Genomic DNA, 23,953 nt, shown 5'->3' with positions numbered 1-23,953 from the left:
GGGGCTTTTAGGAGTTGTCCTTTTCCTGAAGGTTTGGCTCAAATTTAGAATCTTTGCATCAGCCGATTGATTGACGGACGATTCACTTCTATTCTGGAATTCCCCCAATTGTATGAGACTAAAATGAATTTATCCTCTATTCCTTTTTGTACCACCGACTGGAGCCAAATTGAACCTACCGAGCATCAGGGTGAAATCGGCATGGCGCTTTGGCGAACTCAGCACTTTGGGGATGACGCACAGCCAATCCGCGTCAGGATTGTTGAATATTCGGCGGGATACCTGGCCGATCACTGGTGTAAGAAAGGGCACGTTTTATTTTGTCTCGAAGGTGAGTTGCATACCACGCTTGAAGATGGCCGGTCGTTCATCCTCAAACCCGGTATGAGTTACCAGGTGGCGGATAATGCAGAAGCGCATCAGTCCTCCACGCCCTCTGGAGCAAAGTTGTTTATCGTAGACTAAGCGCGGTTAATGTTGATTAAGAGCAGTTTTGAAGGAGTCTAGAGTGAGTAAATTACGCGTGGGTATCATCTTTGGAGGCAAATCGTCGGAGCATGAAGTCTCGCTGCAGTCTGCACGCAATATCGTGGATGCGATGGACAAGCAACGTTTCGAGGTGACTCTGCTGGGGATCGATAAGCAGGGCGAATGGCACATCAATGATACCAGTAACTATCTGATTAACGCCGAAAACCCGTCGTTAATTGCGTTGAATCGCTCGAATCAGCAGGTCGCGCTGGTACCCGGTCTTGAAAAAAATCAGCTTATTGACACCCAGAATGCCCACGCACTGTCGCAGCTTGACGTTATTTTTCCGATTGTCCATGGCACGCTGGGAGAAGACGGTTCGTTACAGGGACTGCTGCGGATGGCAAACATTCCCTACGTCGGTTCCGGCGTGCTCGGTTCAGCGGTGTGCATGGATAAAGATGTTACCAAGCGTCTGTTGCGGGATGCCGGGCTCAACGTAGCGCCGTTTATTACCCTGACTCGCCGCACTCGCAGCCAGCACAGTTTCGACAGTATCGTTCAGCAGCTTGGCCTGCCGTTGTTTATCAAACCCGCCAATCAGGGATCCTCCGTTGGGGTCAGCAAGGTCAAAGATCTCGCATCCTTCGAGCAAGCGTTGGACAGCGCCTTTAGCTTCGATCATAAGGTATTGGTCGAGTCGGCAATCAAGGGGCGTGAAATAGAGTGTGCGGTGTTGGGCAATGATTACCCTAAAGCCAGCACCTGCGGTGAGGTTATCCTCAACGATGAGTTCTACTCCTACGATACGAAATACATCAACGAGCAGGGCGCATCGGTTGCGGTACCGGCTGACCTGGCTGCAGAAGTTAATGACCAGATTAGAGAGATAGCGATTCAGGCATTTCAGGCATTGGAATGTCGGGGCATGGCGCGCGTTGACGTGTTCTTAACGGAAGGGGGAGAGGTGGTGATTAATGAAATCAATACGCTGCCTGGCTTCACCAATATCAGCATGTATCCCAAGCTCTGGGCGGCCAGCGGATTGGATTACACTTCACTTATTACCCAACTAATAGAATTGGCTATCGAGCAACACTCGCAGGACTGCCAGCTTAAAAGTTCGGCGCACTGATTTATAGAAACGAAAAAGGCGGCAATCGCCGCCTCTTCTACTGACTGCTGTCTGACTTATTTATACAGTTCAGCGGTTCCGTACAGGTAATTGTCACCACCGGCTGAAATGATGCGGTAAGAAGTCGCACCTTCCTGAGCCGCCTTGGCCGCCAGTTTACCCTGCAGGCTGGTCAAATCACTGGCCCCAGTGCTTGCACTTACCACACCGATGCTTTGTTCACCGGCTGGAGCTGAACTGACTTCGGTCGCCGCAAAAGTGGCGAATGAAGCCGTACTCAGTGCGATAACAGCAAATGCTTTAGTCAGGTTTTTCATTTTATTGTCCTATTTATTGTCGTTTTGCTTAATTTCTATGACGACATTGATTGTCGTTCGCTTGTGAAATCAAGCCTCAATACTGTCCGATACACATTGGCTACCTTTTAACCTGCGCCGACCGAATGTGTGATACCCATACTTCTATGACGATTTGAATCTAAGGCTTATTTGTAGATTTCAGCAGTACCGTACATGTGGTTTTCACCACCAGCCGCAACGATGCGATATGAGGTTGCGCCTTCTTGAGCGGCTTTAGCAGCCAGTTTGCCTTGCAGCGTACTCAGGTCACCGCCGTTGGTTGATGCGCTAACGGTACCGATGCTCTGTTCACCCGCTGGAGCCATACTCACTTCGGTAGCCGCGAAAGTCGCGAATGATGCGGTGCTCAGTGCGATTACTGCCAATGCTTTAGTCAGGTTTTTCATGGTCTTAATTCCTATTCTCGTTGTCATTAGACTTAATTTTTCGCTGACGATATTGTTTATCGTTCGTTAATTAAATATTAAGCCTTGTCTCTGTCCGATGCAAATTATTTATTTAATAACCGTTAACTAATTGTGCTACTACCGTAAGACTTATTTGTAGATTTCAGCGGTACCGTACATGTGATTTTCACCACCGGCCCCGACGATACGGTATGAACTCGCTCCTTCCTGGGCCGCTTTAGCAGCCAGTTTGGCTTGCAGCGAACTCAGATCACCGCCGTTGGTTGATGCACTAACGACACCAATGCTTTGTTCACCTGCAGGAGCTGAGCTAACTTCGGTAGCAGCGAATGTCGCAAATGAAGCGGTAGTCAGTGCGATAACGGCAAATGCTTTAGTCAGGTTTTTCATGATGGCTTCCTCATTATCTGGTTAGCTGAAACGTTGTCTTATCGAGTTCAGCGATTGATTTTTGTTCGTCGTTATTAATTAACGTTCGATAAGTTAATGATAGAGACTGAACGGATTCTGTGCAATCTATTTTTATATTAATCGTTAACTAATTGTGCGGTTCGTTTAATGGGGTGATCAGTCCACAGCGAAATCGTTAATTAAGGAAAAGGTGGCCGTAGCCACCGATAAGTGCCTGTATTAATTGATTGATTAAACTGAATTTATTTATAGATCTCGGCGGTGCCGTAAAGATGGTTCTCACCTCCTGCAGAGGTGATGTGATAAGAACGTGCGCCTTCTTCAGAGGCCTCACTGGCGAGATTACGCTGAAGTACGCTGAGGTCGTCACTGTTGGTTGAGGCACTCACTTCACCTATCTTGTGCTCGCCATTAGGCTGTGAGCTAACGGCAGTAGCAGCAGCAAGGGTGGTGAACGAGGCGGCACTGAGGGCAATAACAGCCAATACTTTGGTTAAATTTTTCATTTCAGTTCTCCTTTAGTCTTTCACCCTGCCTTTTTACCTCTTTTTTCTTATCGAAAACTTAAATCTCAAAGCTTGCACATAAACTTCGGCACTCTCATACAAATGGCTTTATCTCTGAAAGATTTAGCTAAAGATAATTTGCGAAAACAAGACATTAGCTGACAATTGAACGCGAAAAAGGCGGCAAATGCCGCCTCTTCTCTTTTTCACGCTCTTGCTACAAAAGCTTATTTGTAGATTTCAGCCGTACCGTAAAGATGGTTCTCACCTCCGGCGGCCACAATGCGATAAGAGCTTGCCCCTTCCTGGGCGGCTTTAGCGGCCAGTTTCCCCTGTAGCGTACTTAAATCACCGCTGTTAGTGGACGCGCTAACCTCACCGATGCTTTGTGCTCCCTGCGGAGCTGAACTCACTTCAGTGGCGGCAAAGGTAGCGAATGAAGCGGTAGTCAGGGCGATAACAGCAAATGCTTTGTTCAGAGTTTTCATGATGGCTTCCTCATTATCCTGTAGACCGAACCCGCTATTTTTTGAGGGTCGGAACCTGTTTTTTTGAGTCTACGATATTAATTAACGTTCGATAATTAAATGATAGTGACGGATCGATTCTTGTGCAATTTGTTTTTTTATCAATCGTTAACCTATTGTGCGGGTCTTTTTTGGAGAGGGGAAGTGAGGGAATTTTGGGAGATATAAAAATGAAAAAGGCGACAACTGTCGCCTCTTCTTCATACTTATAACACGTTATATTTTAAACATTATTTATAAATTTCAGCCGTACCGTAAAGATGGTTCTCACCACCGGCAGAAACGATGCGATAAGAGCTTGCCCCTTCCTGGGCGGCTTTAGCAGCCAGTTTACCTTGCAATGTACCTAAGTCACCGCTGTTGGTAGAAGCGCTAACCTCACCCATGCTCTGTGCACCTTGAGGCGCCATGCTGACTTCTGTTGCCGCGAAAGTAGCAAATGAAGCGGTAGTCAGGGCGATAACCGCAAATGCTTTAGTCAGGTTTTTCATAATATTTTCCTCTATATCGTTTTGCTTAATTTCGGTGACGTCATGATTGACGTTCGATGTGAAATTAGGCGTCTTACTGTCCGATACATCTCTCCGGCAAAGTTCTGCTGACAAGATGCGAATACCCATACCTCTTTATTCTTACTCTGCTGCTAAAAATGATTCATGCTTATTTGTAGAGTTCTGCAGTACCGTACATATGGTTTTCACCACCGGCAGAAACGATGCGATAAGAACTTGCCCCTTCCTGGGCGGCTTTAGCAGCCAGTTTGTTCTGCAGAGTCGTGATATCGCTACCGTGAGTTGATGCGCTCACCATACCAATACTTTGTTCGCCTGCTGGCGCCATGCTCACTTCTGTTGCTGCAAAGGTGGCGAATGAAGCTGTACTCAGGGCGATAACAGCAAATGCTTTAGTCAGGTTTTTCATGATTGCTTCCTCATTATCGTGTTAGCCGAACGGGATACTGCTCGAGTCCAGCGACTAATTTCTGCTTCGTCGTTATTAATTAACGTTCGATAACTTAATGATAGGATCGGATCGGAATCTGTGCAATTTATTTTTGTATTAATCGTTAACTAATTGTGCGGATCGCCAGTAAGCCCATGTTTGGCGTTAGTTTAGTCATGCTTGATCCTGTTTTATCGATGTTCTCTTTTTGCTGCCTCGATCGAGCGCAAAGCGAGGGAAAGCATTTCCCGACGTGACGGTGAAGCTTATTAGCGATACAGCTCGGCGCGGCCGTAGAAATGATTTTCGCCGGTGGCGAAAATTACGCGATAGGAGGTAGCGCCCTGCGCGTCGGCCTCGTTTGACATTCTATGTTTAAGTGCACTCAGGTGATCCCCACCCGAGACGTTTATCACTCCCATGCTGACCTGACCTGCTGGTGCTGAACTCACCTCGGTCGCCGCCACCGCGGCAAATGAAGCACTAATGAGCGCAACAGCAGCCAGAGTTTGATAAAAAGTTATGGTGATGTTTTTCACGATGATTTCCTCGTTATTGGCACAATTGTCAGCGTGGCCACTGTGAGTCCATCAACGAAATCTCTTCGGTAGGGCACATGGTCACTTTTATTAATATTCATTAAATAAAGCGTAGTGGTGGTATGCCTGACCTGCCACCAAATTAAATAACGATTATTAATTTAATTGGCGTTATTTAACGGGTGAAGATGAAAATATCCGATTTAAATATCTTGTTAATATATTGTTTTTAAATGGCTTTATATAAGTCACTTTTCTCCTTTCGCTGCATTTTGATTTAAAAGCTATTTTTGACATAAAAATGCCAGCCCGAAGGCTGGCTGATAAATTTAAACGGGTGCTTTGGACCTTTGTCTGACAACCTCCAACGGACGGGAGCGAGCTCCCGCCTGTTGGATTGCTTACCTCACGGATTCGTAGGCCAATGATGCAACAACCTCTATCCAAATGCTCTTCACCTTAATTTCACAAAGTGTATTTCCTTTCATCCAGGTGAACGCTAAAAGACTCGCACAGATGAAAAAGACCAGCAGAACAATCGTTATAGATGTGAAGCGCACATAGACCTCCTTTTCCTTGCATTCCTGCATATGAGGCGCTACCTTTACGTTGTTGGACATAAGGGACGCCTCGAGTTGATGTAATATCAGTTCGGGGCTTTTCTCATTCTGTCCCTGCATAAATTTTATTTCATGCCCAGAGCAGAAAGATCCTGAGCACCCGCACAAAGAAGATCAGTATTGTCCCTCTGTTGTTATTATATTCCCCATTTAAATTAATCGATTAAATTTATAAAACGGTTGGTTTTTGTGGTTGGTAGAGCCGGTGGTGAAATTAAAAATCATTTATTATCTTTTGGCGTTGATTTAATTGCTCTATGGTTTTTATAAAACAATGTAGGGTGTGAAATAAAAGAATATTTTATTTAATTGGCGTAGAGCAGTAAAGGACAGCTTTATTGGTTTAAATATTAACCTGACTCTATCCAGCAACGAAATATCTTTGAAGAAGACAAATTTTATACCCTATGAAATGAGCAGGCTATCGATAACCCTCTGCTTGCTTTGGTTTTACCGATGTTAAAAAAGGCGGCCACGGCCGCCTTTCGTCATTATCTTTATCAGGCTTATTTATACAGCTCAGCCGTTCCGTACAGGTGGTTGTCACCTGAGGCTGAAATGATGCGGAAAGAGCTTGCGCCAGCTTCTTCAGCTTTAGCGTTCAGATTACGCTCCAGGCTTGAGAGATCGCTACTGGAGGTAGCTGATACTACACCTATTTTCTGTGAACCCGCTGGAGCCTGAGTGACTTCTGTCGCGGCTAAAGTTGAAAATGAACCGGTAGCCAAGGCCAGTGCTGCAAAAATCATGGTTAAGTTTTTCATGGTGTCTAATCCCATAGGTGATGAACATGCGTTCTTTTCTTCGGCGGAACGCTATTAGTTAACGTTCGATAATTAAATGTTAATCTTCAGGGGCCACCTTGGCAATCTTTTTTATTAATGATCGTTAACTAAATGTGCTGTGAGGGGGTAACTCACAGAATAGGAAAGAAATTTCTGCGCATAAATCAGTTGGGTGCCTGAAGTCGCCTGCGGATTACCTAAGGTGATAAGGGTTGTGAAATATCTGCATTAAATGAGCCGGGTCGTCTGTCGTACTCTGTATTTCTGCTTATAACTTATTCAATCTCATTGCTTTTTTCATTATCTTGCAATGGTTATTCAATATAATCATTCGGATTTGGCATCCAAAAAGTTTATTTTAATAGCCGCTAATAAATTCTTGAGGTACGAGGATGAGGGTGTTAAAAAAGAAGGCAGCATAAAATGCTCTGCCTTCTTTATGGGTACTCAGGCTTCGATAGGGACATCTTAGTAGTAGATGGCGGAAGGTGAGTTATGTGACGCAACAGGAGCCGGCGGTATGGTCGGTGAACTCGAGATACCAGGTTGTGCTGGTTTCCTGTTCAGAGTGCCATGCGGAGGCTGTACGACATTACTGTCGCCAGTCACGTTAACCATCGCGACCTGCTGAGTTTGTACTGGCATCATGATTGTCTGCTGTGCGGCAACGTTAGCAACCGGCACAACGGCCAATGCCATTACTGCAAGAATCAATTTGATGTTTCTCATGATGTTAGGTCCTGGGTTACTGTCTTATAGCTGAGTAGTTTTCTGTAGGGAGTGATTTACTTATCGCTCGATAATTAAATATTAATCTCTACTGGACTTCTGCGCAACTATTTTTAATAATGATCGTTAATTTATTTCGACAACCATAATCACAAGAGTGATGAAAGGAGGGTGTATGAGCACTGAACAGACGGCATTAGTCCGGAAAAGTCGCGGTCGCCCAAAACAGTTCGATCGCGGAACTGCTCTGAGTAAAGCGTTAAACCTGTTCTGGCGTCATGGCTATGAAGCCACGTCTTTGGCTGACTTAGTTGAAGCAACGGGTGCGAAAGCGCCTACTTTATATGCTGAATTTGGCAACAAAGAAGGGTTGTTCCGTGCATCGGTTGAACATTATCTGGCAACCTTTTACGAAAAGAGTTTATGTCTGCTAAGCAGAGATGATTTGTCGGTAGAACAGGCAGTAGAGCAGTATTTGCGTACCACGGCCGAGATGTTTACCGACTGCGACACGCCGAGCGGCTGCTTTATCATTAACGCAGCGTCGGGCATGTCTGCAGCTTCTCAGGAAATTTCTGACATGCTACGTTCACGCCACCTGTCTCAGGAGCGCACCTTGTTCGAGTTTTTTGAGAAGAAAAAACTGAGCGGCGAGTTCCCGAATGATTCCGACAGTTCTCTTTTGGCGAAATACGTGGCGACCACCGTTCAGGGAATGTCGGTGCAGTCGCGAGACGGTGCCAGCAATGAACAGTTGGGCGCTATTATTGACCTGTTTATGTACGTATGGCCGCAACTGCGCACCGTTCCGATGTCGAGCGCGATTGCCCACTAAGCCATGGTTTGAAGTAGCGAAGAAACTTTCATCCCTGTATGCCTTAGGCACGCCTTATTGTAGAAAATATTGAGAACAATGTGTCATGCCAGTTGGTGAAAGTTTACGTAAGAAGATAGAGCGCCAGGTGTTAAGCATTTCCGGCCTGGCGCTGGGAGGAATCGATTTCGAACAGCCTCGTGGTGATGCCGGGTTATTTGGACCCGACACCGTAGTGTGGCAAGTTCACGGCGATTTCTCGACCATGTTGTGCGGCGGCGTGAGTGCACTGCTGCTGCAAATGCTTCATCCTCTTGCTCTGGCGGGCGTGTGGGATCATTCGAACTTTCGCCAGGACATGCTGGGGCGTCTCAGACGCACCAGTCAATTCGTTTCTGGCACCACTTTTGCCTCTCTTGCAGACGCTCAGCGTCTTATCGAACGCGTAAAATCCATTCATCTTGGCGTGACCGGCGTCGATGCGCACGGCAACCCTTATGCCGCCAGCGATCCCGATTTATTGGTGTGGGTGCACGTTGCCGAGTCCTACAGCTTTCTCCAGTCCTATCTTCGCTATCGTAATCCCAATCTCAGCCTCGCCGAGCAGGACCAGTATTACCGTGAAGTCGCGCGTGTGGTCGAGGGGTTGGGGGGCGTCAATGTGCCCACCAGCGTGAAAGAAATCGACGATTATCTCGAGCGCATGCGGCCCTCTTTACGCTGTGATGAGCGCACGCTTGAAGTGGTAAGGCTGCTAAAAAACGCGCCCGCACCCAGCCGAGCCGCGGTTCCCGTGGGTAAGCTGATGATTTGGTCGGGCATTGAACTGTTGCCGCAGTGGGCGCAGGACGAGCTGGGGATCAGGTTTTCGCCGTTGATCCGCAAAGGCATCGACTTTTCAATGCGTCGCATCGCCAGCGTGCTGCGCTGGGCGGTGAGAAACGGTTCCTGGACAAGAGCGATGCGGCGCGTCGGACGATTGCCCTAGCGCCGCGGCGTTCAGACGATTACGACGGCATGTGCGGATACACGCCCGGACCAATCGGCAGGCCCAACAGATACCAGACGACCAGCATCAGCAGCCAGACCAGGAAAAACACCACCGGATACGGCAGCACCAGCGAATAGTAAGTGCCGAGCTTAGCGTCCTTGTTGTAACGCTGTAGAAACCCGAGAAACAGCGGCAGGAAAGGCGACATCGGTGCCAGCGGCAGCACCGAGGAGTCAGCGATACGAAATACAATCTGTGCAAACGCGGGATGGAACCCGATCAGCATAAACATCGGGATAAAGATCGGTGCGAGAATCGACCAAATCGCCGAACCGCTGGCGATAAACATGCACAGCAGCGCCGACAGGAAGATAAGCCCCACAAACGCCGGAATACCCGTCATCCCAAGCTTCTCCAGCACATCGGTCAAGCCGATAGCCATAAATTTCCCCATATTGCTCCAGTTAAAGAACGCCACAAACTGGGACAGTGGGAAAACCATCACGATGAAACCGGCCATGCCTTTCATTGGATCGATCAGTAGATTAGGGATATCACTCTGCGAGCGGATCTGTTTCGTGACCAGGCCGTAAGGGATCGAGACGACAAAAAAGAATAGGATAATCAGCGGCACAATGCCCTGAATAAACGGCGAAGGCACTATCCCGTGGGTGTGGGGATTACGCAGCGGAGCCGACTCCGGCACTACCAGCATGGCCACCAACGCGATAAACACCAGTGCGGCGATACCGCTGGCCCGTAACCCGCGATTCTGCAGGGCGGTGAGCTTTTTCATTTCCTCGCTGCGATCGCCGTCGTAGGCCGGCAGGCGCGGTTCGACAAATCGGTCGGTCAGAATACCGCCGACCAGCGTCAATACAATCACCGATGCGGCCATAAAGTACCAGTTATCAACCACGCTGACCTGCACCGCTGGGTTGATAACCTTCGCTGCCTCAGAACTCAAACCTGACAACAGCACGTCAGTCGTCACGATCAGCAGGTTAGCGGTAAAGCCGCACCCGACGCCGGCGATGGCCGCCAGCAGTCCGGCAACCGGATGACGTCCCACGGCGAGGAAGATGAGCGCTCCCAGAGGGGGCATTACCACCAGTGCGGCATCGGAAGAGATATGGCTGAAAAAAGCAATGAAAATAACCAGATAGCTCGCGTACTTTGCGCTGACTCCCGCCGCCATCTTGTACATCAGGCTTTGCAATAGCCCTACGCGTTCGGCGAGTCCTGCCCCCAGCACCAAGGCCAGAATCGACCCCAGTGGCGTAAAGCCGCTGAAGTTTTTGACCACGTTAGGCAAGATCCACTGTAACCCTTCAACGCTGAGCAGGTTTTTAACGTGGATAATCTCACCGTTGGTTGGATTAACTGCGGTGATGTTTAGCCAGGAAATCACCGCGCTGCTCAGCATTAACACAACAATCAGATAGACAAACAGAAGGAATGGATTAGGAATTTTGTTCCCTACGCGCTCGACCCAACGGAAGAAGCCGCCCGGGCTATGTTGTTGTTCCTGTGCTTCAATACTCATTAAAAACCCCTCGTCGAAAAAAGTGATCACGTTAATTTCCGCCGGTCGTGCCGTGCGGTTTTATTATTTTTTTATGCCCGGCCCCGACGATGAGGAAAGGTCGAAGCAGGGCAGTCGATCTTTGTAGCGTTTTTTACTTCAAAGGTGAAGGCTTAATGCCTTCCGGGATCGGACAGTGATAGGGACGTCGCGCACGCACCGCACGATGTTCCTCCTGGCAGGCATCCAGCAGCGCCGAGTCGGAGAACAACGCGACGGCCGTGGAGGCCATGACTTTCGCCGCGAGACACATGCCTTTATGGGCAAGAGAGGTTCTGCCCTGTGACACAATCTGCCAGGTATGCAGCGGTGAACCGACCACGAAGCAGGGGCTAAAGCACTGCGCGGTAGGGACTATCCAGCTTACGTCGCCGACGTCGGTGGAGCCGTAAAGGATATTTTCATTGGCACAGTAGGGTGCGACGGCGGAGGTTAGCGGTGAATGGCGCAGTGTCTCGGCGAAGGCTTTGCCTGCGATGCCGCCGGTTTTCGCCATCGTATTCAAGCTGTTATCGATGTCCTGTTCGCTGAGTGTGGCGTGGATTGAACGGGCGAACGCCTGCTCTTCCTGACTGTATTGCGGCGTGCCGAAGGCCTGAACGTAGCGATACATCACTTCTTCCAGCTTATGGTTGGGGGCATAGTTGGAGCAGGCCTTGTCGAAGCGCATCGTCATGCGGGTGCCGGTCATCAGTGCCGCGCCCTTGGCGATATCGACTACGCGGTCAAAAATGGCCTGCGCCTGATCGAGCTGCGGTGCCCGCACCAGATACAGCACTTCGGCGTCGGCCTGTACCACGTTCGGCGAGATACCGCCCGCATTGGTCACCGCGTAATGCACGCGTGCTTCCTGAATAATGTGCTCACGCAGGAAGTTGGCACCGGTGTTCATCAGCGTCAGGGCGTCGAGCGCGCTGCGGCCAAGATGCGGGGCGGCGGCGGCGTGTGCGGCGGCACCCTTGAAGTGGAACGCGGCCTGAATATTGGCCAGCGTCGGGTTGCTGAACATGCCGCTGAAGGTTTCGGGGTGCCAGGTTAGCGCGGCGTCCACGCCGTCAAACAGGCCTTCGCGGGCCATAAAGGTTTTGCCTGAGCCACCTTCCTCGCCCGGACAGCCGTAAAATCGTACCGTGCCTTTCAGGCCTTCTTTCTCCATCCACGCCTTCACCGCCAGTGTACCACCCAGCGCCGCAGTGCCCAGCAGGTTGTGACCGCAGCCGTGGCCGTTACCGTTCTCTACCAGCGGCTGCTCGCTGTCGCAGCCCGCCTTTTGGCTCAGTCCCGCCAACGCGTCAAACTCACCGAGCAGAGCGATAACCGGCTTTCCCTCGCCGAAGCTGGCAATAAACGCGGTGTCCATGCCGCCGACGCCGCGCTCGACCTGAAAGCCTGATTCCTCAAGTTTGTCGGCAAGCAGTCTTGAGGAGATAGACTCCTCGAAACGCGTTTCAGGATGGTCCCAGATTTCATCGCTGATAGCCGATAATACGTCGCGTTGGGTATCGATAAAATCGTCAACAAAGCTGATAATTTCTTGATTGGCAAGCATAATCAATGCTCCTTGAATGAGTTGATATTCAGCGCCAGCGCAGCCAGCGTCTTGATTCCCTGAGTCATGACCTTCTCATCGAAATCGAATTTCTCATTGTGATGTCCAGCACTAAGATCGGTGCCAAAGATGACGTAAGAAGCCTGACCGCCCAGTGATTTGACGCGCTCCATCATGTAGGTGGCGTCTTCTGAACCGGCAGCGCCTTCCTGACGGTCGATAATCTCTTCAAACAGACCCAACTGCTCGGCCTGACGATGGATGTACTTCACCCATGGCTCGGTCGGCGTGCTGCTCTGAGCCGCTCCCATCAGGCGGGTTTCGAACTGCACCTGATACATCTCGGCGGCACCGGAAATCACCTTCAGCGCCTGCTGATAAATAAACTCGTTCACCTCGTTAGTCGCCCCACGGGTTTCGACCTTCATCATCGCGCTCGAAGGCACCACGTTACGACCGGTGCCGGCCTGGAGTACGCCGACATTAATCCGCGAGCTGCCCGCGCTGTGACGCGGCAGGGCGTGCAGGCCGAGAGTTGCCTGTGCCGCCGCCAGCAGAGCGTTACGCCCTTGCTCAGGGTTGCCGCCCGCATGCGCAGCGACGCCGGTAAAGACGACGTCGAGTTTGGTGGTAGCCATAAAGGTATCATTGCCGCAGACGATATGATTGGCCGGCACACCGGTGCCGATATGCACGGCGGTAAAGAAATCGACGTCATCGACGACGCCTGCTGCCACCATGGATTTTGCGCCTCGCGTGCCTTCTTCGGCAGGCTGGAAGATAAGCTTAATGGTGCCACACAGCCGATCGCGCAGTTCCATCAGCAGCTGTGCCAGCCCGAGCCCAATCGTAGTATGCCCATCGTGGCCACAGGCGTGCATCATGCCGCCATTCAGCGAGGAAAAACCCTCACGATAAGGACGATGGTCATCGTTCTGAAGCTCATTGAGGTCCAGCGCGTCCATGTCCACGCGATAGCCGATAACCGGACCCGGTCTGCCGGTCTCAAGCGTTGCCACAATTCCTGTGAATCCGCCGGAGAAATGAGGCATCCAGCGTGCAATTGCGCCTTGTTCCAATGCGCGCTGCTCCTGCTGTTGCAGGACTTCGGCAGACGGAAGGCCCATACGCGAATCGGCATCGATCACCTCACGCCCCAGTTGCAGGCTGTAGCCGAGTTCGCTCAGACGCTCGGCAACAATCGTGGAGGTACGAAACTCGAGCCAGCCGGATTCGGCATATTTATGCAAATCGCGGCGGCGGGTCTGGAGATCGGTAAAAAGTGTATCGACGCGTTTTGACAGCGCCTGTAGGGAAGATGGTGCGCTCAATTCGGATGCCTCTGTAACCATGATTAGCTCTCTTTTAGTCGCGGTAAGACCGATATTTTTCGAAGATGAGATGTGACACTTTGATTTCAATGTACACAAAGCGACCATGGCGTATAAGATGCCAAAATCTTAATGGTGATAATCAGGGGTTATCAGTCGCGGTCATGTCATCACAAATAAAAATGCATCAACTGCGCGCTTTTGTGGCTGTGAGCCGTCAGGGAAGTATTCGCGCCGCCAGCCGCTTTTTGAGTCTTTCTCAACCGGCATTGACCAAGTCAATCAAGGAGCTTGAGGACAGCCTCGGCGCACAGCTGTTTATTCGTCGACGTCAGGGCGTCACACTAACCGAATGCGGGGAGATTTTTTTCAAGCGGGCCAGCCTGATTCTTGAGGAATTACGCGTCGCGCAGGAGGATATTGCCCAGCGCCTTGGTACGCACAGCGGGCAGGTCAACCTCGGCGTCGGGGCCAGCATTGCGCGCACCATTATGCCGATTGTCATAGACCGTTTTCATCGCGAGTTTCCCGAGGTAAAGGTCAGGATTGCCGAAGGGCAGTTGGTGTCGATGATCCCGGAGCTGCGGCAGGGAGAGTTGGACTTCACCATCAACACTTATTATCAAAGCGCCTATGATAACGAACTGTTATATGAAAAACTTATGGATAAGGAGTATCGGGTGGTGTGTCGGCGCGGACATCCTATGGAGAAGGCTCGCAGTATAAAAGAGCTTCTGCACTGTGACTGGACCATGCCGACGCCGCGCGGCAGCTATTACAAGCTATTGAGCGAGATGTTCAGCGAAATGGAAGCCGAGCCAATAATCAGCGTGGTGTGTGAGACCTTTATGTCCTGCACCAGCCTGTTGGCGAAGACAGATTTTCTGAGCGTGCTGTCGGTCGATATCATCAACGACCCCCTGCTTGGCCAGAGCCTGGTCGCGCTGGATCTTGATCTGCCTCTGCCCAAGGCAACCTTTCATCTCATCCAACGTAAAGACTCAACGCTGTCGCCGATGGCCGCGCACTTAGCACAGCTTTTCCGGCTTTACTGCCGATAATGAGAAAAATGGCGCAAAAATCACCCTATTCAAGGCGTTCAAGCCGAGTTTTGGGATTTTTGCCCGTTAACCTGATGCTGAAGACGTTCTACACTTTATCTCATAGAATAAGAAGCGACTAATCCTATTGAGGTAGCATGCGCCAGTCAGAAATACTCGCTCAGGTCAGCAACGATAAACAGACCCTCATCGCCATGGTCGAACAGGACGACAGGGTCGCTTATCTTTACATCTATGCGCGTGAAGACTTACGCGATCGCTTTCCGCGAATGCGCGGCTGCTGGGTGAGAAACCTGTCTCCGGCACCAGCACAGGACGACGCGCAGGCGATGGCTGAAGGCTTGCCACCGATGTTGGCGGCGCAATATTGTCGCAGCCTTGAGGCCGAGGCACCGCTGGATCCCGAAGGGATTCAAATCCTGTGGAATGAAAGCGACGACGGCGCGGCGCTCTGGTATCACGGACTTCTCTTGGCGGTTATCCCCGGTTGGAGCCTGTATATCGACCACTCGGTCAGCTATTCCGCCGGGTGCATTCAGCAGAACTCCTTAACCTTCCCCCTGGGCTCTGCCTCGACCAATACCCAATACGCGCTGGCGGACAAAACCCGGCAATTCTGGCGCGACTGGCAGCATAACGAGCACAATCCCTGGCCTAAACACCAGCGTAATTTCATCGCCTGCTATGAACAACGCTTCGGCCCGGCGGTAAAATATTACGCTATCGATCAGGGCACGTGGCCGCCGATGGCGATTTCACAGCATGAAGATGACGAGAATTTCTACTTCTTCACCCTGGGCATGAGTATCCGCCCGATGCCGCAGATTGAGCTGATTTTTAACGATGAGGCTGAGCATCATCGTCGTATCGAACTGGCGTTTGCGGTCGGCAAAGAGTACGTCGATGAGGCCAATGCGGTGCAGATGGCGAGTGCGATGTCAGAGTATGCCCAACTGCCCTGGACGACGCTGAGTTGGTTGGGGGAGGGGCACACGCTGCTTTCGCCGGTTGCGCCGTTAGGCTATGAAGGTCACGTGGTGTCGGCGGAGTTAGGCGCACCGCTCGGAAAACTTGAGATGCCGCGCAGCTACGGCGATCCGGTTAACCTGTTTTGGATAAGCCCGATAGTGGCGACCGAACTCGAGTTCGCGCAGAGCCGCCCGAACGGTGGGCACGCGTTGGTTGCGATGCTGACCGAGGCGGGCGTACAGCCGGTCTTTGCGCCGCGCGCACCGGTAGTTTGATACATCCGCTCCTCCATTTTTAATCCACGGGGGAGCGGACTGTTACTTTTTATGCCTTGACCGGTTCGAAGTCTTCCGCGTCGACGTCATAGCCTGAAGGTTCCCAACGAATAGCCAGCAGCACAATCAGCCCCGCCAGTGGCGCAAACGCGATAACCCAGAATACGCTAGTGCCGAGTGCGGCAGAGAGCACGGGGAAAAGGAACAGTGACGCCGTTGAGCTGGCGCGAACCAGAATCTGGTTAAAACCGACCCCGACGCCGCGCAGCGACGTGGGATAGCTCAGCGAGGCGAAAGTCATGGTGTGCGATCCCGGACCGATGCCTTGACCAAACAGGAACAATGCAAGCATAGAGATGGAGATAGCCGCCTCGGCACTGTCAGCCGGACGGCCCACCAGCGCCAGACCCACCATCGCAATCAGCTGCAATGCATAGCCTGCCAGCGTCATATTCCACGCGCCTAACTTAGGCACCAGACGCACCGCCAGCAGCCCACCCACGAACGCAAAGCACAGATTTAGCCCCAGCGAGAATAGGATGGTGCTCATCAGCGACTGTTTGAGAAAGGTTGAGAGAATGACCGGCAAACCAAAGGCAACGGCGTTGTAAGCAAACGGTGAAACCAGCGACGTCACGGTGGCAAGGATCGTACGCTTGAGATAAATGCCTTTCAGCAGCTCGCCGTAGTTACTCCAGGCCGCTTTGCGCACTTCCGGCTGCGGTTGCAGATTGGCGTCTGCCGCCACTTCTACGTTGATATTATAAGAACGACGCAAAATTGCCGCTGCGCCTTCAAGGTCGCCCTGATTGGCGGTCCAGACCGGCGATTCATTCATGTAACGATGGCGGATAGCAATGATAAGCAGTGCAGGCACCGCACCAAAGCCCAGGATCAGACGCCACAGGATGTCGGTCTTGTCAGCGGGAAGCACCGCATACAGCAACAGAACCAGCAGGTAGGAAATGCTGATAGCCGCATACCAGGTCGGGCACCACATCGCGACCCGCGAAGCTTTGTTGCCGCGGCCCGAGAGCTTTGAAAACTCGGCCAGAAACGCCATCGCTACCGGTAAATCGATGCCGACGCCAATGCCCATCACGAAGCGAGAACCGCCCAGAACCCACTCGTTAGGGGCGAATGCACAGGCCAGTGCGGCAACGACGAAGAAGAACATATCGGCCATGAAGACGCGGTAGCGACCAATTTTGTCGGTGAGGTAACCCCCAAACAAGGCACCTACGATTGCGCCGAGCGTAATTGCCGAAGCCACCAGACCCGCGCCCGACGGCGACAGGCCAAACTGGCGAGTAATGTCTTTCATACCGAAGGCCAGCCCACCGAGATCGTAAGCGTCGAGGAAAACGCCTCCCAGTGCGATGGCGACGACGATACGGGCATCGCTAAGTTTGGTTGCGCCCTGATTCACCAGGCGTGTGATATCGGCCGCGGAACGGATCAACGTCGGCGCATCGTCGACGTTGGATGTGTGGGTATACCCTGATGAGGCGGCGGTAGAAGCCGCAATAGTGTCAGACATTTTTTTAACTACGCTTTTAATAAAAAAAGCAGTATAGACGTCCAGACAGCTACGCAACAAGATCAAAATGAGTATAAGTTAAAATAAAAAGATCTAATTATTGTCGATTAAAGCATCTGGTGAGCGCTTTTTTACTCTATTCCCAGACTAACACCGCTTTGACGGCGCTGCCGTTGTTCGCCTCTTTAAGCGCGCGGTTTATGTCATCAAAATCGTAGAAAGTAATCATCTGCTCGAGTGGGAAGCGCCCCTGCTGCCAGTATTCGATCAGTTTTGGCAGAAAATCTTGCGCCACCGAGTCACCTTGAATCACGCTAATCGCCTTACGCCCACGAGTCAGCGGCTCACCGGCTATACCGGCCAGGCGAACCAGCGTTCCCCCTTCCTTCAGGACGTCTTGACCCAGCTCGTCGAGATGAGATATTCCTGTTGTATCAATAACATAATCAAGATGCGGGCACAGCGTCGCAAGGTAGTTTTCTTCGTCGGAATTAATGCTCTCCGTCGCCCCAAGCTTACGGGCCAGCGCCAGCCTGCGCGGTTCACGGTCAACGGCGATAATCGTTTTGGCCCCGGCAATTTTAGCGGCCATGATGGCGGCAAGTCCTACGGCACCGGTACCCATGACCATCAGGCTTTCGCCTGGCTTAACCTTTAGCGTATTAAACACGGTTCCCGCACCGGTCTGGATACCGCAACCCAGCGGGGCCAGCACGTTAAGCGGCAGCTCGGGCGCAACTTTCACCAGATTCTGTTCGGTGACCAGGCAATAGTCGGCAAACGCCGACTGACCAAAAAAGTGGCCCTGCACGCCCTCTGGATAAGCACTGGTTCCGTCAATTCGCTGAAAGCCAAAGTTAAGCTTTGAGAAGTGTTCACAGTTATACGGATGACGGTCCTGACATTCCGCACACACACCGCACGACTGGTAGGAGAGTAAAACGTGATCGCCCGGTTTGACCGATTTAACCGCGCTGCCGACCTGCTCGACGACGCCAGCGCCTTCGTGGCCCAAAATCGCGCCTTCGGTCATAAAGCCGAGATCGGTGTGGCAAATGCCGCAGGCGACTATCCTCACCCCGACCTCGTTCTCAAGCGGAGCCGCAAGCTGGATCTGATGAAAATCCATGTGATGGTGACTGTTAACGACAGCGGCGTTAACTGCTCTGGGTTGGGTAACATTGCTCATATCTGCCTCTTTCCTCAATGAAAGACCGCTTTTCGGCGGTGTCATGATTAATTCGGATTAATCAGCGAAGTTTTAGTAAAGCTATGCACTAAAAGTCAGTTTACTGCACCTTGAGCAACTGCTTTTATGTGTGGCCATTTTATGCACAAGCAAAAATTGAACTATCCTTGTAACACCCTCATTTTATGTACAGATTTCTGTTAATTAACTTTGATCCAGGTCGGCCTTCTGCCCGATAAGAGGAAAATGCATGGCGCGCACAACAGGAAATGCTCGATTGAGAAGTATAGCTGCCGCAGCGGCACTGACAGTGGTCACTACCTTCAGTCTTTCTGCTCAGGCGGCAGACAGCGTCAAGGTGGGATCTAAAATCGATACCGAAGGATCACTACTGGGAAATATCATTATTCAGGTACTTGACGCCAACGGCATCAAGACCACCAATAAACTGCAGCTTGGCAATACCAAAGTCTTACGTGGGGCCATCACCGCAGGCGAAATCGATATCTATCCTGAATACACCGGTAACGGCGCATTTTTCTTCTCTGACGAGAAAGACCCCGCGTGGAAAAATGCAAAGCAAGGCTACGAGAAGGTGAAAAAGCTCGACTATGACCAGAATAAAATCGTCTGGCTTGACCCGTCTCCGGCGAACAATACCTGGACTATCGCGGTACGTGATGACGTTGCCAGGGCCAATCATCTGCAAACGCTGGCCGATTTAGGCAAGTGGGTCAACGGCGGTGGTGATTTCAAGCTCGCGGCCTCGGCGGAGTTTATCGAGCGTCCCGATGCGCTGCCTGCTTTCGAAAATGCCTACGGCTTTAAGCTTAACCAGAACCAGCTGCTGTCGCTAGCCGGGGGCGATACGGCGGTGACCATTAAAGCGGCCGCCGAGAAAACTTCAGGCGTTAATGCGGCGATGGCCTACGGCACCGACGGACCGGTCGCGGCGCTGGGGCTGCAAACCTTACAGGATCCGAAAGGCGTGCAGCCCATTTATGCCCCGACGCCGATCGTTCGTGAAGCGGTACTGAAAGCGTATCCGCAAATTCCCGGCCTGCTGAAGCCTGTCTTCGCTTCGCTGGACGGTCCGACGTTGCAAAAGCTCAACGCGCAGATTGCGGTCGGCGGGGCGGATGCGAAGAAGGTCGCGGCTAAATATCTACAGCAGAAAGGCTTCATCAAGAAGTCATCCTGACAATAGGTTAAGGGGGCAGGGAGAGTTTTTTTGACTAACGTTGTGTTGGCTCACCGCATAATAAAGAACCGCGTACTTTTTACGCTGCTGGTGCTGATAATCGCCGCCGGTGCCGGTCTGGCGTTTATCACCCACGCGCCCAATCGTTTGATCTCGGGACAGGGCATTGCCCTGTCATCGCTGCTCAACGGGCCCGTTGTGCTGCTGCTATTGCCGGTTATCCTTTTATTTTTGCTTTCTTTTGTTACCCCGTCGCGAGGCGTTTATTGGCTGGTCATGCTGCTGGCCGAACTGCTGCTAGCGCTGCTGGTGGCGCTGGCCGGGCACGCGGCTTTATCGCTGACTGGAGGGGATGAAGACAGCCTGGCACGCATCTCTTTTGGCGGGGGATTCTGGGCCTGCGCCGCGCTGTCGCTGCTGACGGCCTCCGACGCCATCAGCCGTTTGACCGCCAATCACAGCTGGCGGGTGTTGCTTAACCTCCAGCTTGCTGTGCCCATCGTGGTGCTGCTCGCGAGCGGGCAGCTGTCGCAGCTTTCCCTGCTCAAAGAGTATGAGAATCGTTCGGACGTGTTCAATGACGCACTCTGGCAGCACCTCGGACTGCTGGTCGGCACGCTGATACCCGCGATTCTGATTGGCCTGCCGCTCGGTATGCTGTGCTGCCGTTTGCCGCGCTGGCAGCCGTCGGTGCTCTCCATACTCAATATTATCCAGACGCTTCCGTCGATCGCACTGTTTGGCCTCCTTCTCGCCCCGCTGGCGGGGCTTGCCAAGGCCGTTCCCTGGCTCGGCGCACACGGCATAAGCGGCATCGGTGCGGCACCGGCAATTATCGCACTGGTGCTGTATTCGCTGTTGCCTCTGGTGCGAAGCGTCATAGCGGGAATGAACTCCGTCGCGCCCGGCGTGATAGAGTCGGCCACCGGCATGGGCCTCAGCCGTTTTCAGGTCTTTTATAAGGTGCAGACTCCTATCGCGCTGCCGGTTATTTTGTCCGGTATCCGCATCGTCGCGGTACAGACCGTGGGCATGGCGATGGTCGCCGCACTGATCGGTGCCGGTGGGCTAGGGGCCATCATGTTTCAGGGACTGCTCAGCAGCGCACTGGATCTGGTGCTGCTTGGCGTGATCCCGGCGGTGTTGATGGCGGCCGTGGTTGACGGAATTTTTAAATTTTTAGTCTCAATTCTGGAGACCTCGCGCAAATGATCAATTTCTCACAGGTAAGCAAATTCTTTGCCGGTAAGGCGGTAGTGCGCGATCTCAATCTGCACATCGCTAAGGGGGAGTTTACCGTGCTGATCGGGACTTCCGGTTCGGGAAAATCAACCACGCTTAAAATGATCAATCGGTTGGTTGAGCACGACCGCGGGCAAATTACCTTTGCCGATGAGCCTATCGAGAAGCTTCGCGCGCAGGATTTACGCCGTAGAATGGGTTACGCCATCCAGTCTATCGGGCTGTTTCCACATTGGACGGTGGAACAGAATATTGCCACCGTGCCGCAGTTGCTTAAGTGGCCAAAGACCAAAATTCGCGACCGCGTGACCGAACTGATGGAGCTGTTGAGCCTTAACCCTGAACAGTTTCGTCATCGCTATCCGCACCAGCTTTCCGGCGGCCAGCAGCAGCGGGTGGGGGTTGCGCGAGCGCTGGCCGCCGACCCTGAGGTGTTGCTGATGGATGAACCCTTCGGTGCACTGGATCCGGTTACGCGTGCGACGCTGCAGAAAGAGATTGCGCGCATTCATCAGCTTTCCGGGCGCACTATCGTCCTGGTGACGCACGATATCGATGAAGCGTTAGGTCTGGCGGACCGCATTGTGTTGCTCAGCGATGGGCAAATCGTGCAGCAGGGCACGCCGCTGGAGCTGCTGACGCAGCCAGCGACGCCGTTTGTGCGTGACTTCTTCGGGCGCAGCGAGCTTGGAATAAAACTGCTGTCGTTAGCGTCCGTCGGCGAGAGAACGCGCCGGGGAGAAACTGCCGAGGGCGAACCGGTATTAGCGTCTATATCGCTACGTGAGGCGCTGTCGATTTTCGTGGCCCGTCACACCGAACGTCTGCCGGTGATTGATGACAATCAGCGGTTAATCGGGGTACTTCACTTCGCCGATCTGGTGGCAGAGCGGGAGGCGTTATGAGCAACCTGACGGGCAATCGCTGGCTGCGAGCACTGCGCGATCCGCTGACTTGGGTTATCGCGGTGTTCCTTGCGCTTATCTTTGGGATGCGTTCTTTAGGCGGAGTCTTTCATTGGCTGTTTCCTGACCTCGACAGGCCGGTTTATCTGCAAGACAGCTTCAGCAGCCTGGTGCTGGCACATCTGGTGCTGGTCGGCGTTTCGAGCGCGATTGCGGTCGTCATCGGTGTGCTGGCGGGGATGGGAGTCACGCGCCAGGCCGGCAAGGAGTTCAGGGCGTTGGTTGAAACACTGGTCGCGATGGGGCAGACCTTTCCCCCGGTGGCGGTGTTAGCCGTCGCCGTGCCGGTGATGGGATTCAGTGAGAAACCGGCCATCATCGCGCTGGTGCTTTACGGGCTGCTGCCGATTTTACAGGGCACCATTACCGGCCTTGAATCGGTACCCGCCTCGGCGCGCGAAATTGCCGAAGGGGTCGGCATGAGCCGATTACAGGTACTGACCCAGGTCGAGCTGCCGCTGGCGGCGCCGGTCATTCTGGCAGGCATCCGCACCTCGGTGATTATTAATATTGGCACGGCGGCCATCGCCTCTAGCGTGGGGACACAGAGCCTCGGTTCGCCGATTATTATCGGGCTGAGCGGATTCAATACGGCCTATGTATTGCAGGGGGCCATCGTGGTGGCGCTGCTGGCCATTATTGTTGATATGATATTTGAGCGCTGGAGTCGTCGTCTACAAAATTGGCAGCCTTCAGCGCGAGAGTAGCTTACTGAGACGATAATAATACTATGGATGATCTATTAAACAAATCGTGATAGAAAATCCGCAGGCTGTTTAACGATGTAGCTTGAGGAAAGAATATTGCTTTTATAATTCTTTAGGAAGTTATTATTTAAATCATTTTTCAAATAGTGGAGGGTTTTTTCTTTTTCCTCTGACGTGATTTCATACCTCGCTAATGAACGTTCGATTAAACGTAAGTCATTATTGAGTTCGCCTATTTCTTCCTCTAACGTTTTTATTTTATCCAATGAATGGCTGGCCAGGTTTGGATAGATGATTTTTATCTTATCAGTATTGTTTCGACTCATTTTCCTCTCGATGGCGAGCACCAGTGAAGGCGAACGTAGTGGAGAACTGTCCGCTTTAATGGGCTCGCTCTGCTGGCGTAGTCGAGGGTTACCTCTTTTACCTCTCAATAAATCGGATAATGCATCAGAGTACTCAAGTAAGTTTTTTTTTAAACTATGAGTTAATTCTACCTGGACGGGATTATTACTGCTTTTAACGGTATTGTCCTTATAAGGGGTAAAGGAAATCTCTCTATTTTTAGCGCTTTTTAAGTATTCAGTCATTGCCCGTGGCGTAGAGGGTCTGTTATTTCCGTTAAAAGTATTTTCAGGTTGGCTATTCTGTAGGGGAGCTCTGGGAGCCATAAAGGGGGGCGGGTTGACAGCATGGCACATGGTGTATTCCTTAATATTATTGAGGGAGGGTCAGGCGGCAGTATAGAGAAAATAGCAGCGACAAAAAAATACAGTTTCAATATGGAATTAACGTGAATAATTCAGCAGGCACGTGGAATAAGCGAAATCCAGTTTATGCCTGCTCAGGCGCATTGTGCCAGTGGCGGGGCTTCAGGAAGCCGTGGAGGCAGGCGCTGGTGCGGTAACAGGGGTGGGTGCGCCGCCTGGCAGTTTCACGGGCTCTTCAATAACGATGGCATAGCCTGCCACCATTACACCGCCGATAGCGCCGATAGCCATCAGGCCGAACAAGGCGATAAACAGTTTTTTACCTAGAGTATTCATTTTTGCCGGACTTTTTCCAAAAAACAGGCGCTCAGTATAAAACTTTTAAGCCGCATG

26 protein-coding genes and 1 pseudogene are annotated in these 23,953 nt (G+C 51.9%); 10 read left to right on the top strand and 17 right to left on the bottom strand.

Going from position 1 to position 23,953, the window contains the following annotated elements; genetic code table 11:
• Positions 1-123: 123 nt before the first annotated feature.
• Positions 124-465: a DHCW motif cupin fold protein gene (locus BS640_RS00390; RefSeq protein WP_017493641.1), complete on the top strand. Its 342-nt coding sequence runs from the start codon at positions 124-126 to the stop codon at positions 463-465.
• A 43-nt stretch (positions 466-508) separates the two neighbouring features.
• Positions 509-1,606 (top strand): D-alanine--D-alanine ligase, encoded by a 1,098-nt coding sequence (ddlA, locus tag BS640_RS00385; protein WP_017493640.1) that lies wholly within the window; start codon positions 509-511, stop codon positions 1,604-1,606.
• Positions 1,607-1,662: 56 nt separating this feature from the next.
• Here ddlA and bhsA (BS640_RS00380) read toward each other — a convergent pair whose 3' ends face one another.
• The 10 genes from bhsA (BS640_RS00380) to BS640_RS00330 all read right to left on the bottom strand — a co-directional run bounded on the left by bhsA (BS640_RS00380) (position 1,663) and on the right by BS640_RS00330 (position 7,431).
• Entirely contained in the window at positions 1,663-1,923 is a 261-nt protein-coding gene (bhsA, locus tag BS640_RS00380) for a multiple stress resistance protein BhsA (protein ID WP_084911546.1), read from the bottom strand.
• 167 nt (positions 1,924-2,090) lie between these two features.
• Entirely contained in the window at positions 2,091-2,351 is a 261-nt protein-coding gene (gene bhsA / locus BS640_RS00375; RefSeq protein ID WP_017493638.1) for a multiple stress resistance protein BhsA, read from the bottom strand.
• A gap of 150 nt (positions 2,352-2,501) precedes the next feature.
• Entirely contained in the window at positions 2,502-2,762 is a 261-nt protein-coding gene (bhsA, locus tag BS640_RS00370) for a multiple stress resistance protein BhsA (protein WP_017491540.1), read from the bottom strand.
• Positions 2,763-3,025: 263 nt separating this feature from the next.
• On the bottom strand, positions 3,026-3,289 hold the full coding sequence (gene bhsA / locus BS640_RS00365) for a multiple stress resistance protein BhsA (RefSeq protein ID WP_084911544.1): 264 nt from the start codon (positions 3,287-3,289) through the stop codon (positions 3,026-3,028).
• Positions 3,290-3,516: 227 nt separating this feature from the next.
• Positions 3,517-3,777, bottom strand: a complete 261-nt coding sequence (bhsA, locus tag BS640_RS00360) for a multiple stress resistance protein BhsA (protein WP_017491542.1) — start codon at positions 3,775-3,777, stop codon at positions 3,517-3,519.
• 269 nt (positions 3,778-4,046) lie between these two features.
• Positions 4,047-4,307, bottom strand: coding sequence for a multiple stress resistance protein BhsA (gene bhsA, locus BS640_RS00355; protein ID WP_017491543.1), 261 nt, complete (start codon positions 4,305-4,307; stop codon positions 4,047-4,049).
• Positions 4,308-4,476: 169 nt separating this feature from the next.
• Positions 4,477-4,737 (bottom strand): multiple stress resistance protein BhsA, encoded by a 261-nt coding sequence (gene bhsA / locus BS640_RS00350; RefSeq protein WP_017491544.1) that lies wholly within the window; start codon positions 4,735-4,737, stop codon positions 4,477-4,479.
• Between the two features lie 290 nt (positions 4,738-5,027).
• Positions 5,028-5,297 carry a multiple stress resistance protein BhsA gene (gene bhsA / locus BS640_RS00345; RefSeq protein WP_017491545.1) on the bottom strand — a complete coding sequence of 90 codons (270 nt, stop codon included), beginning with the start codon at positions 5,295-5,297 and terminating at the stop codon, positions 5,028-5,030.
• Between the two features lie 1,126 nt (positions 5,298-6,423).
• Positions 6,424-6,681 carry a multiple stress resistance protein BhsA gene (gene bhsA, locus BS640_RS00335; protein ID WP_017491547.1) on the bottom strand — a complete coding sequence of 86 codons (258 nt, stop codon included), beginning with the start codon at positions 6,679-6,681 and terminating at the stop codon, positions 6,424-6,426.
• 489 nt (positions 6,682-7,170) lie between these two features.
• Positions 7,171-7,431: a hypothetical protein gene (locus BS640_RS00330; protein WP_017491548.1), complete on the bottom strand. Its 261-nt coding sequence runs from the start codon at positions 7,429-7,431 to the stop codon at positions 7,171-7,173.
• 175 nt (positions 7,432-7,606) lie between these two features.
• On the opposite strand from BS640_RS00330, the gene BS640_RS00325 reads away from it, so the two are divergent.
• A complete protein-coding gene (locus BS640_RS00325) occupies positions 7,607-8,266 on the top strand; it encodes a TetR/AcrR family transcriptional regulator (protein WP_017491549.1) in 660 nt (219 codons plus the stop codon).
• Positions 8,267-8,351: 85 nt separating this feature from the next.
• Positions 8,352-9,233 (top strand): oxygenase MpaB family protein, encoded by an 882-nt coding sequence (locus tag BS640_RS00320; protein ID WP_084911540.1) that lies wholly within the window; start codon positions 8,352-8,354, stop codon positions 9,231-9,233.
• 19 nt (positions 9,234-9,252) lie between these two features.
• Here the strand turns inward: BS640_RS00320 and abgT are convergent, their stop codons facing one another.
• The 3 genes from abgT to BS640_RS00305 form a co-directional block, all read right to left on the bottom strand.
• Positions 9,253-10,782 carry a p-aminobenzoyl-glutamate transporter gene (abgT, locus tag BS640_RS00315; RefSeq protein ID WP_017491551.1) on the bottom strand — a complete coding sequence of 510 codons (1,530 nt, stop codon included), beginning with the start codon at positions 10,780-10,782 and terminating at the stop codon, positions 9,253-9,255.
• 133 nt (positions 10,783-10,915) lie between these two features.
• The gene (locus tag BS640_RS00310) at positions 10,916-12,370 is read right to left on the bottom strand and encodes a M20 family metallopeptidase (protein ID WP_084911538.1); all 1,455 of its coding nucleotides are present in this window, start codon (positions 12,368-12,370) and stop codon (positions 10,916-10,918) included.
• Between the two features lie 2 nt (positions 12,371-12,372).
• Positions 12,373-13,722, bottom strand: coding sequence for a M20 family metallo-hydrolase (locus tag BS640_RS00305; protein ID WP_017491553.1), 1,350 nt, complete (start codon positions 13,720-13,722; stop codon positions 12,373-12,375).
• Between the two features lie 143 nt (positions 13,723-13,865).
• Between BS640_RS00305 and BS640_RS00300 the strand changes: the two genes are divergently transcribed.
• Together BS640_RS00300 and BS640_RS00295 are read left to right on the top strand one after the other, a co-directional pair.
• The gene (locus BS640_RS00300; protein WP_026110487.1) at positions 13,866-14,762 is read left to right on the top strand and encodes a LysR family transcriptional regulator; all 897 of its coding nucleotides are present in this window, start codon (positions 13,866-13,868) and stop codon (positions 14,760-14,762) included.
• A gap of 137 nt (positions 14,763-14,899) precedes the next feature.
• The gene (locus BS640_RS00295; protein ID WP_017491555.1) at positions 14,900-16,006 is read left to right on the top strand and encodes a suppressor of fused domain protein; all 1,107 of its coding nucleotides are present in this window, start codon (positions 14,900-14,902) and stop codon (positions 16,004-16,006) included.
• Between the two features lie 49 nt (positions 16,007-16,055).
• Here BS640_RS00295 and BS640_RS00290 read toward each other — a convergent pair whose 3' ends face one another.
• Both BS640_RS00290 and BS640_RS00285 read right to left on the bottom strand, forming a co-directional pair.
• On the bottom strand, positions 16,056-17,546 hold the full coding sequence (locus tag BS640_RS00290; protein ID WP_017491556.1) for an MFS transporter: 1,491 nt from the start codon (positions 17,544-17,546) through the stop codon (positions 16,056-16,058).
• Between the two features lie 136 nt (positions 17,547-17,682).
• A complete protein-coding gene (locus tag BS640_RS00285) occupies positions 17,683-18,735 on the bottom strand; it encodes an NAD(P)-dependent alcohol dehydrogenase (RefSeq protein ID WP_017491557.1) in 1,053 nt (350 codons plus the stop codon).
• A gap of 250 nt (positions 18,736-18,985) precedes the next feature.
• On the opposite strand from BS640_RS00285, the gene osmF reads away from it, so the two are divergent.
• Genes osmF through BS640_RS00265 form a run of 4 tightly spaced genes read left to right on the top strand, consistent with a single transcriptional unit; the run spans position 18,986 to position 22,850 of the window.
• Positions 18,986-19,936 carry a glycine betaine ABC transporter substrate-binding protein OsmF gene (gene osmF / locus BS640_RS00280; protein ID WP_026110488.1) on the top strand — a complete coding sequence of 317 codons (951 nt, stop codon included), beginning with the start codon at positions 18,986-18,988 and terminating at the stop codon, positions 19,934-19,936.
• A gap of 30 nt (positions 19,937-19,966) precedes the next feature.
• Positions 19,967-21,148 (top strand): ABC transporter permease, encoded by a 1,182-nt coding sequence (locus BS640_RS00275; protein ID WP_265576787.1) that lies wholly within the window; start codon positions 19,967-19,969, stop codon positions 21,146-21,148.
• Positions 21,145-22,083 carry an ABC transporter ATP-binding protein gene (locus BS640_RS00270; protein WP_084911535.1) on the top strand — a complete coding sequence of 313 codons (939 nt, stop codon included), beginning with the start codon at positions 21,145-21,147 and terminating at the stop codon, positions 22,081-22,083. The genes BS640_RS00275 and BS640_RS00270 overlap by 4 nt, the downstream gene beginning before the upstream one ends.
• Positions 22,080-22,850, top strand: a complete 771-nt coding sequence (locus tag BS640_RS00265) for an ABC transporter permease (RefSeq protein WP_017491561.1) — start codon at positions 22,080-22,082, stop codon at positions 22,848-22,850. Before BS640_RS00270 ends, BS640_RS00265 begins: the two co-directional genes overlap by 4 nt.
• A gap of 35 nt (positions 22,851-22,885) precedes the next feature.
• On the opposite strand, the gene BS640_RS00260 is transcribed toward BS640_RS00265, so the two are convergent.
• Both BS640_RS00260 and BS640_RS22205 read right to left on the bottom strand, forming a co-directional pair.
• Positions 22,886-23,551 carry a hypothetical protein gene (locus BS640_RS00260; protein WP_084911533.1) on the bottom strand — a complete coding sequence of 222 codons (666 nt, stop codon included), beginning with the start codon at positions 23,549-23,551 and terminating at the stop codon, positions 22,886-22,888.
• Positions 23,552-23,797: 246 nt separating this feature from the next.
• Positions 23,798-23,896: pseudogene (locus tag BS640_RS22205) on the bottom strand (hypothetical protein); the annotation flags it as partial.
• Between the last annotated feature and the right edge of the window lie 57 nt (positions 23,897-23,953).

Origin of the sequence: Rouxiella badensis, assembly GCF_002093665.1 — a bacterium.
Taxonomy (GTDB): Bacteria; Pseudomonadota; Gammaproteobacteria; order Enterobacterales; family Enterobacteriaceae; genus Rouxiella; species Rouxiella badensis.
The sequence above is the reverse complement of the archived record's forward strand: the minus strand, read 5'-3'. Positions and strand labels throughout refer to the sequence as shown.

Bases quoted from the DNA above. Each gene is read 5' to 3' on its own strand.
- BS640_RS00390 (WP_017493641.1), top strand. From the start codon at position 124: ATGAATTTATCCTCTATTCCTTTTTGTACCACCGACTGGAGCCAAATT.
- bhsA (WP_084911546.1), bottom strand. From the start codon at position 1,923: ATGAAAAACCTGACTAAAGCATTTGCTGTTATCGCACTGAGTACGGCT.
- bhsA (WP_017493638.1), bottom strand. From the start codon at position 2,351: ATGAAAAACCTGACTAAAGCATTGGCAGTAATCGCACTGAGCACCGCA.
- bhsA (WP_017491540.1), bottom strand. From the start codon at position 2,762: ATGAAAAACCTGACTAAAGCATTTGCCGTTATCGCACTGACTACCGCT.
- bhsA (WP_084911544.1), bottom strand. From the start codon at position 3,289: ATGAAAAATTTAACCAAAGTATTGGCTGTTATTGCCCTCAGTGCCGCC.
- bhsA (WP_017491542.1), bottom strand. From the start codon at position 3,777: ATGAAAACTCTGAACAAAGCATTTGCTGTTATCGCCCTGACTACCGCT.
- bhsA (WP_017491543.1), bottom strand. From the start codon at position 4,307: ATGAAAAACCTGACTAAAGCATTTGCGGTTATCGCCCTGACTACCGCT.
- bhsA (WP_017491544.1), bottom strand. From the start codon at position 4,737: ATGAAAAACCTGACTAAAGCATTTGCTGTTATCGCCCTGAGTACAGCT.
- bhsA (WP_017491547.1), bottom strand. From the start codon at position 6,681: ATGAAAAACTTAACCATGATTTTTGCAGCACTGGCCTTGGCTACCGGT.
- BS640_RS00330 (WP_017491548.1), bottom strand. From the start codon at position 7,431: ATGAGAAACATCAAATTGATTCTTGCAGTAATGGCATTGGCCGTTGTG.
- BS640_RS00325 (WP_017491549.1), top strand. From the start codon at position 7,607: ATGAGCACTGAACAGACGGCATTAGTCCGGAAAAGTCGCGGTCGCCCA.
- BS640_RS00320 (WP_084911540.1), top strand. From the start codon at position 8,352: ATGCCAGTTGGTGAAAGTTTACGTAAGAAGATAGAGCGCCAGGTGTTA.
- abgT (WP_017491551.1), bottom strand. From the start codon at position 10,782: ATGAGTATTGAAGCACAGGAACAACAACATAGCCCGGGCGGCTTCTTC.
- BS640_RS00310 (WP_084911538.1), bottom strand. From the start codon at position 12,370: ATGCTTGCCAATCAAGAAATTATCAGCTTTGTTGACGATTTTATCGAT.
- BS640_RS00305 (WP_017491553.1), bottom strand. From the start codon at position 13,722: ATGGTTACAGAGGCATCCGAATTGAGCGCACCATCTTCCCTACAGGCG.
- BS640_RS00300 (WP_026110487.1), top strand. From the start codon at position 13,866: ATGTCATCACAAATAAAAATGCATCAACTGCGCGCTTTTGTGGCTGTG.
- BS640_RS00295 (WP_017491555.1), top strand. From the start codon at position 14,900: ATGCGCCAGTCAGAAATACTCGCTCAGGTCAGCAACGATAAACAGACC.
- BS640_RS00290 (WP_017491556.1), bottom strand. From the start codon at position 17,546: ATGTCTGACACTATTGCGGCTTCTACCGCCGCCTCATCAGGGTATACC.
- BS640_RS00285 (WP_017491557.1), bottom strand. From the start codon at position 18,735: ATGAGCAATGTTACCCAACCCAGAGCAGTTAACGCCGCTGTCGTTAAC.
- osmF (WP_026110488.1), top strand. From the start codon at position 18,986: ATGGCGCGCACAACAGGAAATGCTCGATTGAGAAGTATAGCTGCCGCA.
- BS640_RS00270 (WP_084911535.1), top strand. From the start codon at position 21,145: ATGATCAATTTCTCACAGGTAAGCAAATTCTTTGCCGGTAAGGCGGTA.
- BS640_RS00265 (WP_017491561.1), top strand. From the start codon at position 22,080: ATGAGCAACCTGACGGGCAATCGCTGGCTGCGAGCACTGCGCGATCCG.
- BS640_RS00260 (WP_084911533.1), bottom strand. From the start codon at position 23,551: ATGTGCCATGCTGTCAACCCGCCCCCCTTTATGGCTCCCAGAGCTCCC.